The sequence below is a fragment of the Citrobacter sp. wls619 genome (genome assembly GCF_005281345.1).
Classification (GTDB): domain Bacteria; phylum Pseudomonadota; class Gammaproteobacteria; order Enterobacterales; family Enterobacteriaceae; genus Citrobacter.
In genome coordinates, this window is sequence record NZ_SZXJ01000095.1 from 319,029 (window position 1) to 334,016 (window position 14,988).

General features: G+C 54.8%; 11 protein-coding genes. 7 read left to right on the forward strand and 4 right to left on the reverse strand.

Translation table 11 applies throughout. The features are described 5' to 3' along the window. Position 1 precedes the first annotated feature (1 nt). From FDX19_RS18845 to FDX19_RS18860, 4 genes are read right to left on the reverse strand one after another with little or no spacing between them, the layout of a single operon-like run. Positions 2 to 1,255, reverse strand: a complete 1,254-nt coding sequence (locus FDX19_RS18845; protein WP_249357571.1) for an anaerobic sulfatase maturase — start codon at positions 1,253 to 1,255, stop codon at positions 2 to 4. Next, positions 1,252 to 2,052, reverse strand: coding sequence for a sulfite exporter TauE/SafE family protein (locus FDX19_RS18850; protein ID WP_137383903.1), 801 nt, complete (start codon positions 2,050 to 2,052; stop codon positions 1,252 to 1,254). The genes FDX19_RS18845 and FDX19_RS18850 overlap by 4 nt, the downstream gene beginning before the upstream one ends. A gap of 3 nt (positions 2,053 to 2,055) precedes the next feature. After that, positions 2,056 to 3,348, reverse strand: a complete 1,293-nt coding sequence (locus FDX19_RS18855) for a sulfatase-like hydrolase/transferase (protein WP_137383904.1) — start codon at positions 3,346 to 3,348, stop codon at positions 2,056 to 2,058. A gap of 13 nt (positions 3,349 to 3,361) precedes the next feature. Then, positions 3,362 to 4,606, reverse strand: coding sequence for an oligosaccharide MFS transporter (locus tag FDX19_RS18860; protein ID WP_137383905.1), 1,245 nt, complete (start codon positions 4,604 to 4,606; stop codon positions 3,362 to 3,364). Between the two features lie 274 nt (positions 4,607 to 4,880). On the opposite strand from FDX19_RS18860, the gene FDX19_RS18865 reads away from it, so the two are divergent. From FDX19_RS18865 to FDX19_RS18895, 7 genes are all read left to right on the forward strand, one after another. Continuing rightward, positions 4,881 to 8,030 carry an alpha-N-acetylglucosaminidase TIM-barrel domain-containing protein gene (locus tag FDX19_RS18865; RefSeq protein WP_137383906.1) on the forward strand — a complete coding sequence of 1,050 codons (3,150 nt, stop codon included), beginning with the start codon at positions 4,881 to 4,883 and terminating at the stop codon, positions 8,028 to 8,030. Positions 8,031 to 8,094: 64 nt separating this feature from the next. After that, positions 8,095 to 9,102 (forward strand): OmpG family monomeric porin, encoded by a 1,008-nt coding sequence (locus FDX19_RS18870; protein WP_137383907.1) that lies wholly within the window; start codon positions 8,095 to 8,097, stop codon positions 9,100 to 9,102. A 14-nt stretch (positions 9,103 to 9,116) separates the two neighbouring features. Continuing rightward, entirely contained in the window at positions 9,117 to 10,493 is a 1,377-nt protein-coding gene (locus tag FDX19_RS18875; protein WP_137383908.1) for a glycoside hydrolase family 16 protein, read from the forward strand. Positions 10,494 to 10,611: 118 nt separating this feature from the next. Continuing rightward, positions 10,612 to 11,547: a TIGR03756 family integrating conjugative element protein gene (locus FDX19_RS18880; protein ID WP_137383909.1), complete on the forward strand. Its 936-nt coding sequence runs from the start codon at positions 10,612 to 10,614 to the stop codon at positions 11,545 to 11,547. A gap of 2 nt (positions 11,548 to 11,549) precedes the next feature. Further along, the gene (locus tag FDX19_RS18885; protein WP_137383910.1) at positions 11,550 to 12,917 is read left to right on the forward strand and encodes an integrating conjugative element protein; all 1,368 of its coding nucleotides are present in this window, start codon (positions 11,550 to 11,552) and stop codon (positions 12,915 to 12,917) included. Beyond that, positions 12,914 to 13,171, forward strand: coding sequence for a hypothetical protein (locus FDX19_RS18890; protein WP_137383911.1), 258 nt, complete (start codon positions 12,914 to 12,916; stop codon positions 13,169 to 13,171). Before FDX19_RS18885 ends, FDX19_RS18890 begins: the two co-directional genes overlap by 4 nt. Next, positions 13,168 to 14,649 carry a conjugal transfer protein TraG N-terminal domain-containing protein gene (locus FDX19_RS18895; protein WP_137383912.1) on the forward strand — a complete coding sequence of 494 codons (1,482 nt, stop codon included), beginning with the start codon at positions 13,168 to 13,170 and terminating at the stop codon, positions 14,647 to 14,649. Before FDX19_RS18890 ends, FDX19_RS18895 begins: the two co-directional genes overlap by 4 nt. The last annotated feature ends 339 nt before the right edge of the window (positions 14,650 to 14,988 follow it).

A 14,988-nucleotide genomic window follows, 5' to 3' on the forward strand; every position in this document is an offset into this window, starting at 1 on the left:
CTTAGGAACCGGGGGAATCTTCACCCGGTAATTTCATCCTTAACATGAGAGCTACGTTATCAGTTATGGCAGCACGTGATGTCGCAGGCATGTTATTACTAATATGCAACGCAATGTCATTCGCTACCGACATCACCCCAGCCGGAGACTGCTGCATACGAATCTGCTGCGCCATATAGGTCATATACGGATCCATATGGCTAAACATCATGCGATATCCGGCACAAAGATGATTCAGCCGCTCGTGTAGTCGATGCTTTGGACAACCACCCTGGCAGGCAAAGCGCCACGGACAACGATGGCAATCATCCGGGAGCTGCGCTTTCTGCTGGCCGAACCGTCGTTGTGCTTTACCCACAACCAGCTTTTCCAGCGGCTGCTGTAGCAGATTGCCTAACCGATGTTCCACATCCACATAGTGATCGCAACTGTAGATATCGCCGTTCTGCTCAACCACCAGCCCGCGTCCACAGGTGGGCTGCATCACGCACAGCGCCGGGCGTTCGCCCAACCACGCCGCCAGTGCGTTATCAAAAAGTTGAACGAATACCCGCCCGACATCATGGCGTATCCACTCATCGAAGATGGCGATCATAAACCGCCCGTAATCCTCTCCCGTCACTGACCAGGGCAACAGCCCGCGCTGCACGTCATGCTCCACTACCGGAATGAACTGGATAAACTCAGCCCCCACCTCACGCGTCAGAAAGCGGTAAATTTCCAGTGGAGCCTGTGCCGTCACATTGTTCACCACGGTCAGGATATTGATGTCCACACGATGACGCTTCAGGATATCCAGCGCCGCCATCACCTGCTCAAACACGGGCTGACCGCTGTTTGTCTTGCGGTAATGATTATGCAGATGCGCCGGGCCATCCAGCGATATTCCGACCAGAAACCGATGCTGAGCCAGAAATGCCGCCCATTTGTCGTTAATCAGTACGCCGTTGGTCTGAAGGCTGTTGGTAATACGCTTATCCCCGGCATAGCGCTGCTGAAGCGCCACGGCCCGGCGATAAAAATCCAGTCCGGCCAGCGTCGGTTCGCCGCCCTGCCAGGTAAAGTTCACCTCCGGGCCGGGCGATGCCGCGATGTACTGGCGAATGTACGTTTCCAGTACCTTATCGGACATGTGCCGCTGTCCGCAGGTATCACGCAGCACACCCTGCCCTTTTGCCAGGTAAAAACAGTAATCACAGGCCAGATTGCAGCGCCAGCCCGCAGGTTTTGCCATCAGATGGAAAGCGTGTTTCATAGCGTCACCAGAATCAACGTGGCAATCATCAGCAATACTCCGGAGAAAACGCGCTGTAGCCAGCATTCAGGTAGCAGAGTGCGCAACCTCATGCTGATCGGCTGGAACAACAGCGTGCAGAGAAAAATCACGGCCACAATGGCCATATTGACGTAACCAAACTGCATCGCCGGTGGTAATGCGCCGATATCCGGTGCAGTGCGATACAGATAGCTGACCACCGTTCCGGCGCTGCCGAACAGCATCATCCAGTTGCAGTACACAGCGATATGCTGGCGCGGGATCCCAGAGAGCTGCGACATCAGCGGTGCGAGCACGGAACCACCACCCAGCCCGGTTAACCCGGCCACGGCACCACCAGCGGTACACAACAACATCCCGGCGCTGCGCGTCCGGTTGTCTAACTGGACGTTTTCGCTGATTGTCTGGTGCGAAAATCCACAGCGTAATGCCAGCCCCACGAGAACTAGTGCAAACAACATCAGTAGCACCTTATCCGACAGCAAAAAGCTGGCGTACACGCCCGCCTGCATTCCCGTCGCCATCCCCAGCGACCAGAGCACCAGCAGCCACGTATTTAACCGGATCCCTTGTCGCCAGAAGGCGCAGACGTTAATCAACGCACTCAGCATCACCACCGTCAGGGACGTCGCAGCCAGTACCTGCACAGCACATTGCGGAAACAACAAATGCAGCACCGGCACGAGCAGAATACTGCCCCCGACGCCGAACAGCGCCGAGAGCAGGCTGGTTGCCATACCACAGCCGCATAGCGCGGCAATCATCCATGTTGTCATCACTTACTCCACCGGAACAATGACGGGCAGGTCTTCACCAATCGCCGTCATTTTGCGGCCAATATCCTGACGTAATTTATCGCGAATCCGCGCATGTTCAGGACTGGCAATCAGATTCTGGCGCTCCCACGGGTCGTTCAGCAGGTCATAAAGCTGGCTCTCCACGTAAATCATCGCGGCAGACTCATTCCACGGATCGCTGCCGGGCGCGACAATTTCATATTTCCAGCGCGTGGTGCGCAGCGCCCGCCCGACTTCCGACTCACTTATCTGGATCAGCACCTCCTCGTCCCAATCATCAGCATCCAGAGCCGTTTGCAAATCACGGCCTACCAAGGCATCCGGTACTTTGATGCCTGCGGCGCTCAACATCGTGACCGGAATATCCAGCAGCGTCGCAAGATGCTCCACCGTCCTGCCACCGCTAAATGGCCCACCTCGTGCCACACAGGGAATGCGAATACTGGACTCATGGCACGAGCGTTTGTATTCATCGTTGCGGGTGCGGAAGTGACAGCCATGATCGCTGAAGAACAGAATAATCGTGTTGTCGTATTCGCCGCTGGCCTTCAGGTAATCGACGATACGCCCAAGGTTTTCGTCCAGGTTCTGACACATACCGTAATAATCAGGGAGGTTCTGCGGCCAGTCGCCGGGGCGGTTAATCAGATCCGGCGGCACCGATGCGGTCTGGAAGCGTTCGGCATAGCCATCTGGGGCGACAAAACGCGCCATATCGTTCTGAAAGTGAGGCTCCAGGTAAGAGAGAAACAGCAGGAACGGATTATCCCGCTGGCGATTTTTCAGGTAATCGAGTGCGAACGTAGTCTGGCCATCCACCCGGTAGCCGTCGAAATGCACCGGCTGGTTATCGTTATCGAAAAAGTGACCGCCGTAAGGGTGCGATGTATGTTCCAGCGCATCTGCCGCCAGCCAGTATTGCCAGCCGCCGCGCAGTTCTTCCGGTACGGGTTTTTCATCCAGATCCGCCAGGTGCCACTTCCCGATATAGGCAGTGTCATATCCCGCCTGATTGAACAGCTTCGCCAGCGTCACCTCATCCTGTCGCATGGCGATATTGTTGCGGTAACAGCCGTTCTGCGTCGGGTAACGCCCGGTTTGCAGACAGGAACGCGCCGGGCCGCAGACCGGCTGGACGGTAAAGGCGTTTTCGAACTTCACGCCCTCGCGGGCAAGCTGGTCCAGCACAGGGGTAGTACTGACGGCAGGGTTGTAGCAGCCCACCGTATCCCAGCGCTGTTGATCGGTGAAAAAGACCAGAATATTCGGTTGCATAATGTTCTCTCCATTAGAGTGTGACGGGCGCGCAGGCGTCCGCCGTTTTCTGTCGTGGGGTTGAAGTCAGCAGGAAAGCGGACAGCAGAGTGAACGCGGCGGTAATACTGCCAAGGATCAGATAGGTGTTATGAAAGCCGATAGTGTCGTACAGATGGCCCGCAACTGTTGATAAAACAATGGCGGCGGATTGCTTGATAAACATCACTCCCACCAGATAGATGGTCCCGGAAAGACGAGTATCAAAAACGTCAGCAATATATTTGAAAATACCAATCAGCAGGAAAGGGACTTCAAAATTATGCAGCATCCGTAAAAAGAGCACTTCAATCGGGCCAGTGGCAAAGGATGAACCAACGATCCGAATCGTCATAATGGTACCGGTAATTAATAATGCATTCTTGCTACCAATATATTTATTAATCAGCAGGGGAATAAAAAACATTACGGCGGCATCGCCGAGATTTCCGGCGGTAGTGATATAACCGAATGCTCTCGCCGCCTGTTCCTGATGGTCAAAGAAACGAGTGAAGAAATTAATAAACTGCTGGTCGAAGACATCATATATACAGGCCACACCTAATACATATAATGTGAAATACCAGAACCGGCGGAGTTTAAACAATTCCCACACGCTGACCTTCTGCTGGCGGACTTGTTCCGCTTCAATCCCCGGCAGCGGCTCAGAGCGGGCAACCAGCAGGATCACCACCAGCAGTAACGCCAGCGCCGAACCAATCCAGTAAATCCATGTCGGATCGAAGCCATACAGAATGCCGGAGATAGTCGCGCAGGCTGCCGATCCGAAGCAGCCAAACAGCCGGGGGCGACCATATTCAAAGCCCCGATTACGGCTGACTTTCTCGACAAAGGCTTCTACCGCGCCATAGCCTGCGTGGAAGATAAATCCGAGATACAACCCGCCCACCACCAGCCCAATCGCAAAGTGGCTTTGCAGCAGCGGGGTATACACGTAAATAAAGAACGGCGCGAAGAGCACCATCAGGATAACGATCAGCCACAGCAAGTATTTCTTCGGCCCAAGCTTATCCGTTACCCAGCCCAGCAGCGGTTGCAGGCAGATAGCCGCCACGGCAAAGGAGGAAAACACCATACCAATATGCGTTTTATCCAGCCCCACCATCTGGGTTAGCCACATGGGTAAAAACAAGAAGCAGGAAGACCAGTTGTAGTAATAGAACAGGAAAAAGAATCCCCAGAGGATCACATTCCATTTTGTATCGCGTTGAATAGCCATAATGCCCTCAGAGTCGGAACTTCGTCAGATTCAGAATAAAGAGCACCTAAAAACCTGCTTATAACCGTTGTCATAACGCCACAGGAAATTAGCGTGAACGGATACACAGTTTATGGCTGATTTATTTATTCGCAGCGGCAAACTCTTTTTCCGCATGGAACAAATGAAGTGAAGCGGATCATAAATAACGGACTGTCGTATATGATAATGGTCATAAGCCTCCCGTTTGTTTCCTGTCATCGTTTTTTGAATTTCAACAAACAGGATGGCAAGTATGAAAAAAACAACCGGATGGCTCTCTTTACTGGCGCTGTCAATTTCTCTGGTCTGCCACCAGGCGGCAGCAAACAGTCGCTTATCTGCGTCGGCAATTCGTGTGATGGATGCACAAGGCAACAATGTCAGTCAGCCTCTGCTGGACAATAATCCGGCAACCCAATGGCAGTCGAAGCTGGATTACAACCGCTGGCTGGAGATGGACTTAAAAGGCACGTACCAGCTTAGCGAGTTACAGCTCTCTACCCCACTCAATACGCTAACGCACTTCGACGTTTATAGCAGCGAGGATGGCGTGACTTACCGCAAAATCGCCTCCGCAAAGACTGGCAAACCGAACGACCGACTGCCGCTTAACGTTCGCGCCAGCCGCCTGCGCATCAACATCACCGACTACTCGGCGGGTACAAAGGGCGTGGTCAACGATATCTATCTAACGGGGGATAAAATCAGCGATACCGCGCCGACGCCGCCTGCGATTCAGGTCACCGATTACGCAACCACCGAATGGGCGAAACGCCATGAGCGTCGCCAGAACACAGTGTATCGCCAGCAGGAAGTCATCAGCGAAGCGCAGGCGCTGGTTGAGCGGGTGCTCGGCGCACAGTACCAGAACCGCTTTATCTTCGCGGTTGCGCCCTCCACCACCGGCAAAGACAGCTTCACCGTAAAAGCAACTGACGGCAAAATCAGCATCAGCGGACCAAACGGTATTTCACTGGCCTCCGGGCTGAACTGGTATCTGAAAAATTATCTGCACGTCAATTATGACCCACTAAATGTGTCCAATCTGGCGATACCGACAGACTGGCCGATGCCGCAGGGCGTGACGGAAAAAGCGACGCCGTATCAGTACAAGTATGCCCTTAACTTCTGCACGCCGTCCTACACCATGGCGTTCTGGCGCTGGCACGATTACGAGCAATTCCTCGACTGGGCGGCGATGAACGGTGTCAACCTGATGCTGGATGTTGTCGGTCAGGAAGAGGTTCAGCGGCGGATGCTGCACCAGTTCGGCTACAGCGATAATGATGTGCGCCAGTATCTGCCCGGCCCGGCTTACTTTGGTTGGTTTTATATGGCGAATATGCAGAGCTTTGGCGGCCCGCTGCCGCAGAGCTGGTTTGCCCAGCGCACCGAGCTGGCGCGTAAAATCCACGACAGGATGGAAGTATACGGCATCACGCCGGTCTTCCCCGGCTTTGCCGGGCAGGTGCCGGATACTTTCGCCGCCAAAAACCCGCAGGCGCAGGTGATCGATCAGGGCGACTGGGTTGGCTTTGTCCGCCCGCCAATGCTGCGCACCTACGTTAAGCAGGGAGCGGACTATTTCAGCAAAGTCGCCGACGTTTATTACCAGACGCTGAAAACCACCTTCGGTGATATCAGCCACTACTACGCCGTCGATCCGTTCCATGAAGGCGGTAATCGCACCGATCTGGACATGGTGAAAGTGGCGCAGACCGTGCAAAACAAGATGCTGGAGCACGATAAAGATGCCGTGTGGATTATCCAGAACTGGCAGGAAAACCCCACCGACGCCTTCCTTAACGGCCTGAAGAAAGATCACGCGCTGATCCTCGATCTCTACGCCGATAACAAGCCCAACCATGCTATTCGCCACGAGTTCAGCAACACGCCGTGGATCTGGAACATGCTGCACGCCTTTGGCGGTCGGATGGGCTTCTCCGGGATGCCGGAAGTGCTGGCACAGGAGATCCCGCAATCGCTGGCGGAATCGAAAAATATGAAAGGTGTCGGCGTCACCGCTGAATCGCTAGGTACCAACCCGATGCTGTACGAAATGCTCTATGACATGGCATGGGAAAAATCGCCCATATCCTCGACGGCGTATATCCACAGTTGGCTCACCAGCCGCTACGGTGCGCAGTCGCCAGAGATTGAGCAGGCATGGGATATTATGGTGAAAACCGCGTATCACCACCGCAAAGACCGCCAACGGGCGGAAGACTCCATCATCGACGCCAAGCCCGGCTTTGGCGTCACCCACGCCTGCACCTACTACACCGCGCTTATCGACTACGACAAGGCCGAGTTTGAAAAAATCCTGCCGCTCTACCTGAGCGTTTACGACCGCTTTAAGGATAATCCAGCGTATCAGCACGATCTGGTGGATATCACCCGTCAGGTATTGGCTAACGCCTCGTATGAATATTACCGCGCCTTTGAAGATGCGTGGATGGCGAAGGATTACAGCGCCTTCAACCAGCTTTCCGGCAAGTTCCTGCGTCTTATCAAACTTCAGGATCAGGTGCTCGGCACCCGCCCGGAATTTATGCTCGGCACCTGGATCAACAGCGCCCGCACGATGCTGGATGACATGGACGACTGGACCCGCGACCAGTTCGAGTTTAACGCACGGGCAATGGTCACTACATGGGGAACCGAGCAAGCCGCCGACGCCGGGCTGCGCGATTACTCCAACCGCCAGTGGCAGGGACTGACCGGTGACTTCTACTACCAGCGCTGGGCGACCTGGATTCAGGCGTTGAAGAACTCGGCTGCGACCGGGCAGAAGCAGGATGCCATCAAGGTCCACTGGTTCCCGCTGGAATATCGCTGGGTCAATCAGACCGGTAACGGCTATCCGACGCAGCCTTCCGGGCACGATATCCGACAACTGGCGCAGCAGGCGCTGAAAGAATTCTCCGTCACCAGCGAAGACTTACGCCCGTACCGGGAGAGGAAGGACAAGCGCAATCTGGCGCTCAATAAGCCAGTCTTTACCCACGGCGATATTATCAACGCCGAATTCTCAACCGAACGGGTAGTAGACGGCAAATCCTCAACGCTTTGGGGCAATAAAACCTGGCCTGCGGATCTGATTATCGATCTTCAGGGCGTGCAGAAGGTAGACGGTATCGAGCTGGAGTTTGAGCAGACGGCGGAGGATATGCGTAATCCGGTGGTCTCTGGCTGGACGGTAGAGATTCAGGACGCACAGGGTAACTGGCACACCATTCAGGATAAATCGAAAGACTTCTCGCAAAAGCAGGTCGTCAATGCGGTGCCATATAAAGGCGAAGCGCAGAAAGTCAGGGTCACGCTGACCAGTGCAGATTTCAAACTGCGCCCGGATCTGAAGCCACAGCTGGCGGAAGTCCGCGTCCTGGCGGCAACCCAATAACCCCATCCTGATACCGAGGAGAATGCCCATTTTTGCGGCATTTTCCCTTTCTGCGAGAAAGCTTATGAACAGAAATACCCTACTCTGCGCCCTGCCACTACTGGCATCCGGTATCGGCCTACCCGTCATGGCAGCGGATATTGATACCGACGATATTCAGCAAGAAATGGATACTGGTCTCGACCAGACTCCGGCATCAAAGCCCTGGAAAGTCCGAGCTGGCCTGCTGATAGAAACCGAAAACAAAGAAGGGCAGTCGTACGATAAAGACGGCTTTTTCGAACCCACATTATGGATGGATTTCTCCCGCGATCGCTGGACGTTTTACGGTTCCTATTATCAGGAAACCCACGGCACCAATTACAGCGATGGATTCAGCCGCGACAACTGGTTTAACCAATACGAATTTGACGCCCGCTATCTGATGGTAGACCAAAAGGATCTGGCGCTAGGCATGACCTTCCACTTCAGAAATTACACCTTCATCTATCAGGATAACCCGGAAAAAACGCAGTCCGGCGGCTATAACTCCCAGCGCTGGTCATTCCAGCCCGACTGGCGGATTAATTTCACCGATAAATTCAAATCCACCGGCTGGGTGACGGTCTACAACTGGTACAACAATCTGCATGAAAACGGTCTGGCGAACCGGGAATTAAAAGGCGAAGGCGGCTTCGAATATCGCTTTAATCCGACCATCGCGGTGCGGCTGAATTACTTTATCGACCGGGGCTGGAATACCAACAGCGACGACCAGACCGGTGAGTTCTGCCGCTCGCAGCTGCGCCCTTATATTCCAATCACCTTCTCACTGTTTGACGCAGGCCCCACCACCATCACGCCTTATGGGCGCTGGACGCTGGATGTTTGGTCACAAAATGCTTCACGCAATCAACGGATGCACACCACGGAAACCCGTACCGGCATCTTTATCGAGCAAAAGCTGTCGCCCCATCTCTCCATGACGCTGGATTACGCCTATGAAGTGCAGGCCCGGCATGATTTATCTCCCGGCGATAAGCCTGTTGTGAAGTTCCACAAAACCGGCCTCGGTTTTATCTATAGCTTCTGAAGAGGATTACCATCATGAGTACACCAATATTACCGTTTCTGCCCGATAACGCAGATTGGATCTATCAACCCGATCTCAGCGACGAATTTAACGGACCGGACCTCGACCCGCGCTGGTGCCCGTATTACCAGGCAAGCTGGGGCGATCTGGATGCCTCCCGCGCCCGCTATCGTTTTATTACTGAATCAGACGGCACCGTCAGCCTAGAACTGTATGTCGATAATGCCGGGCAGGGATACTGGCAACCGTGGCGAGCCAGCAACAACACCTACAAGGTCGCGGGTATCACCGGCGGCACGCGGGACTATATGAATCAGTGGCCGAGCGGCGGTTTTCCTATCACCAACCATATGCCGTATTACGATGCCTTTGCCACCCGCTACGGCTATTTTGAAATCCGCACCCGCTTTCTGAGCGGCAGCGGACTGGCCCCGGCCTTCTGGTTCCTGGGGATGCAGGATGCGGTGTACACCGAAAATATGGAGGTCGATTCACCGGAAGTCTTCACTCTGGAGAACGTCGTTAAGTTTAATCTGCTGCCTCGACAAGGAGAGGCAAGCCAGTCGCTGGTGACAGCTTACGGTGAGGGCGCTACGCTACCGGATCTGGATGATGGCTATCATATTTACGGTATGGAGTGGGATCCGGAATATCTGAAGCTCTATATCGACGGACAGTTGGTTTCGACAATAGAAACTGAGATTGATTACCGCATGTTCCCGCTGATTTCTCTCAATCACCATGAAACTAATAACGCCGAAGTGGGCAATATCTACGATAACGACCCGCCGCTGCCCAACGACGAAACCTTCACTATCGATTATTACCGGGTATTTAAAAAAGCGGATACGCCCGCCGATCCATGGCCGAATTATCAGAACCCGTTACTGCCTGGATACAATATTGCCGAACGCGCCTTTATTAATATCTATGGCTATGACGGCGATAACTCCACCTCAAGGGAAGGCAAGCTGAACGACGGCGATCACTTCAGCGTCGCGGATACTTATCCCAAAGGCAGCGGCACCGAGGAGGAGAATGAACGCTGGTACAACGACCAGTTCCGCTATATCTATATAGAGTGGCATCAGTCGGTGGATTTCGACACACTGGTCCTCTATGCCACACAGGCACAATCCACCGCACCGCAGAATATCCGTATTGAGGTATCCGCCGACGGCTACGGCGACTGGACGGTTGTGAAGCCTGATTTCGATCTGGACTGGCAAACGGATGATCCGGGTATTGCCGAAGGGCTGAAAATCACGCTGGATACGCCATTGCAGCAGAATCAACACGCCCGCATCGTCATCAATACCGCGCCGGAAAGCTATGCGTTGAGCGAAATTGAAATCGGCACACAAATTAACGCCACTACCCGCTTTAAATAATTCTCCACGGCGGCATCCCCTGCCGCCGTTAATTTTCCCATCTGGATATTGAGTTTCGACGGGAAAACTTTCATAGAGTGCGATAAACCCACGGCATCCGTCTCATCCGGAGTGCCATATGCCTGTTCGTCACGTTGTTCTATCTTCATTAATCTCACTGGCTGTGCCTGCCGCACAGGCTATCACCACGCCGGAAATCGCCGCCTCTGCGCTGTCGCCGGAATGCGTGCAATACCAGATTGTGGGCGTCTGCTACTGGCTGTTCTGCTCACCGTTTGGTTGCTCGGTACGTACATCAGTGAAGGTACGGCATTTCCGCCCGGACCTGGTGGTATCAGCCTACAGCGTTACCGGACAAAACCCGTGGGCTGAGATGTCGCCGTTAAGCTCGCCGTTGCCCGGTATCGCTGAAGCTGGTGGCGATACCAATCCCCGCGCCGTCGGCCAGCACAGCAAAGTCCGCTTTAAAAATTCTGATGCGATTGGCTTCCCTGCCGGTGATGCGCTGGCAAACTTCTTCGCCCAGTTTGGCTACGTCTGCGCCCCGTCATCACAGCCTTTCCTCCCCTACTTTCTCAGCACGCTGGATGCGCTCGCCTGGCGCAGCGGTGTACCGGAAATGTTCTACCCGGAGGCGTTAACGCCAGGACTGCGCGAAGTCAGCAAAGACGGCGATATGTGGGGCAATATCTACCCACGAGCCGGGGCGCTCAGCCAGACGCATGACTACAAGGCCGGGGCAATCATCGCCCAACGCACCGCCGATCTGGTAACACGCAGCGGTCAGTCACATGTTTATATTCCGCTGACTGCCACTTCACACGACGGTTACTGGCCTCCAGATCCGGTTACGGAAGGCGACAGCAATAACCACCAGTGGCAGATGCTGGTTCCTAAAAAATCCACCTCCTGCACCATCTTCCCGGATGGCTCCTCCACCGACTATTACGCCGATAAACTGGCGGAGGATGGCGCATATGCCTGGACGCTGTGGCGACCCTATAAATGCTGCCCGCGCCGTGGGCAGACCTTTCTTGGCAGCAGCGGAGGTTAACGATGCGCTCAGCCTGGTGTCTTCTGTTCGTCGCCTTTTTCGCCCCGGCGGCTGATAAATATCAGTATCAGCAACAGGGGGCAATCAGCGACTGGATGTATTACCGCATCGGCGGCGGTGCGGCCATTCCCCCTTCCGCAACCCGGCGTAACACCTTCCCGCTGACGGCAGGTGTAAGCTGGAACAGCGATATGATGTGCGGCAATTTCGATATTGATACCACGGTGCGCAATCAGCTCAACGGCGTGACGGACGGCTTCCAGCAACTAATGGGTGAGGTTATCGAAAGCGCTACCAGTGCGGTCGCCAGCCTGCCCGCGATGGTGATCCAGCGTGCCAATCCCCAGCTCTACGATCTGCTGACCAACGGCGTGCTTCAGGGACGACTCGACTTTGATAAATCACTGTTAAGCTGCCAGAAGATGGCTGGCAAGATGACCGATTATGCGCTCGGTCCGGCATGGACGCAGAGCGCCCAGGCGGAGAACTATCAGGGAATTGCGGCCAGCGAAAAAGACGCCGTTCGCGCCGACCAGAGAGCGGCCGAAGAAGCGGCAGAGAAAGGCAAACGCTGGGTTGGTGGCGAACATCGCGGCGGTAAAGGTCAATCGCCCATCAAACTGGTTCGCGATACGACGGTTGCAGGCTACAACATCCTCAATAATCGCAGCGCGACCAGCACCAGCTCGGTATCCAGCAACGACTGTCAGGGGGAACTTTGCCAGGTATGGAGCAAGCCTGACGATGCCGCGCAGTGGCTAACGCGGGTGGTTGGTGAACAGACCATTAACGTCGCCCCGGATAACGATCAATCCGGCGACACTGACCAGCAAAGCGGCGCACAATCTGGCGTCGGGCTGACGCCGCTGATTCAGGAAGAACAGGATAAAATCCAGCCGCTGATTATCGATATGGTGAACCGCAGCCAGCCCGTTAACGATGACACGCTGGCGCAGGCCAGCGGTGGCGAACTGCATCTTACGCGCGGCGTGATTGAGGCGCTACGCGACGATCCCGATGCAGCGGTACTTATCCAGCGGCTCTCCGGCGAACTGGCCCTCTCCCGCGTGATGGAACAGGCGCTGATGGCCCGGCGCACGCTGCTGGCAGGAATGCGCGAACCCAATGTCTCCGGTGAAAAAGAGGCACAAACCGCCCTGGCCCAGACCACCGCCCAGCTCGACCAGGAACTGTCGCAGCTTAAACTGGAGCTGGATATGCGTCAGGCGCTGGCGGATAACGCGGCACTGACCATCCTTGAACGCCAGACAATGCGGGCGAAGACTAAAGGCCAGGCTATCGGCGTAGAAGACGATACCGACAAACGGGTGGACGATCTCAGCAAACCCACAGGCGGAGAGACGCAATGAAGCGACTGATGCTGTCCGGCACCCTGCTTCTGGTCTGTATGGCGGTGATGTTTTATCTGGCTGCTGGCAATACACCGCAGATTAACCACAGCGACCTGCTGCCCTGGCGCATAATGCTGTATGGCGTGATTTGTGGTGTGGGCTGGCGTCTGTATGACCGCTTACCGCCACATCGTCCGGCAATCCGCCGTATCGCGCTGATATTTATCGTACTGATTGTGCTCAACGAAATCGTGCCGGAGGCGTTCCGGTGACGACCAACAGCTATCTGGAATACTTTCTGACGCTGCTCGGCTGGGTGGTCAATAACGGGCTGTGGAATGCGATTAGCGCCACCGGATTATTCGCCCTGCCGCTGTTGATTAAGCTGCTGGCACTGTGGTTACAGGCCAGAAGTCAGGGAGCGGATGAAGGCAACAAAGCTGCGTTGTCCCTGATATGGACCGAGCACCTGATGTACACCTCGCTGCTGGTGATTATGTTCACCTGCGTGCCAATGTTGAACATCGACCTCGATACCATCAAATATGACACCACGCGCTCAAAGCAGTGCGGCATGTCGGTGCCGCAGCCCGCCGATACCGGCTATCAACCGATTATAAACTCGCTGGGCGGTAAAACCGCCGCCGTCCCGGTCTGGTGGTATTTTATTCATGTGATCAGCAAAGGCATCACCAGCGCAACGGTTGCCACCCTTCCCTGCCAGCCGGATCTGCGTCAGATCCGTTTTGAGGTACAGCACACCCGAATTAAGGATCCGGCGCTGGCTCAGGAACTGCGGGATTTTGTCGAGGAGTGTTATGCCCCTTCCCGCGCCCGCCTGAAATTCCGCGCCGGAGAGCTGGACGATGACACCAGTGACGATACGGCCTGGCTGGGATCATCTTATTTTCTCAACACGGCTGGTTACTACGATACCGACCATGCGCTTTCACCGCACAGTGCGTGGCCGTACAGCACATCACGCGATGCCGGGCTGGCCGATACGGGCGCGGGCGGCTACCCCACCTGCAAACAGTGGTGGGCCGACGACACTGTTGGGCTGAAGGCCCGACTCCTGCAACTCCCGGCCCCGGATATCTGGACGGCGTTTAAAAAGATCGGCCAGTCGCAGGCAGTATATGAAGAGGCCGTGCTGCGCTCGCTGGTCAGTGAACGCAATATGCAGGTATCGCAGGATGGACGCGTTTACCCCGGCTACGGCGGTAATGTCGATGGTACGCTCACTAACGCCGCCACGCGGTTAGCCTCCACTGCTGGGAACATCATCGGTAGTGCGGTGGCCTTCCCGGCGTTTGACAGCGTGCGTCAGGCTCTGCCAATGGTACAGGCGTTGCTGCAAATGGCGCTGGTGATTTGTATTCCGCTGGTAACGCTCTGCTCGGCCTGGGACGTTAAGGCGGTAATGACGCTGACGTTTGTGCAGTTTGCGCTGTTTTTCCTGACGTTTTGGTGGGAGCTGGCCCGGTGGCTAGATAGCTGGCTGCTGGGCGTGCTTTACAGCAGTGATACTCACAGTAGCTGGAATCTGGCCGGGATCCAGAACTCGCAGGATGATGTGATTATCAATCTGGTGATGGGGTCGATGTTTTTGGTGCTGCCAACGTTCTGGCTGGGGGCAATGACGTGGGCGGGGGTGAGGGTTGGCGTGGCGGTGAATGGGGCGCTGGCGGGTGGGGTTAAGGTGGCGCAGGACAGTGGGGGGAAGGCTGGGGGGATGATTGGGAGGTGAATTATTACGCCCTCAGCACAATGCGGCATAACAATATGATTGAGTGTCAATTTATTGCACAAACTGTGTTCAGCACAATTAGATACAAAACCCTCCGAAAGCCCGTCATACCAACTTATCTAATGTTTTTTTGTTGTATACCTAATCATAAGTGATTAATTATCACTCAATTCATTAACTAAGTTTGTGATCTGTATGGATTAACATCGTTGAACATTGACAGAGTGTTGTTCATAATCCCTTCAAAAGGTCTGGGGATGGCCATTACCTCAGGGCGGTAGCGTGACCAAAGTTTATATCCATACCAACCAATTTTATTTAAAATATCAACTTATTCGA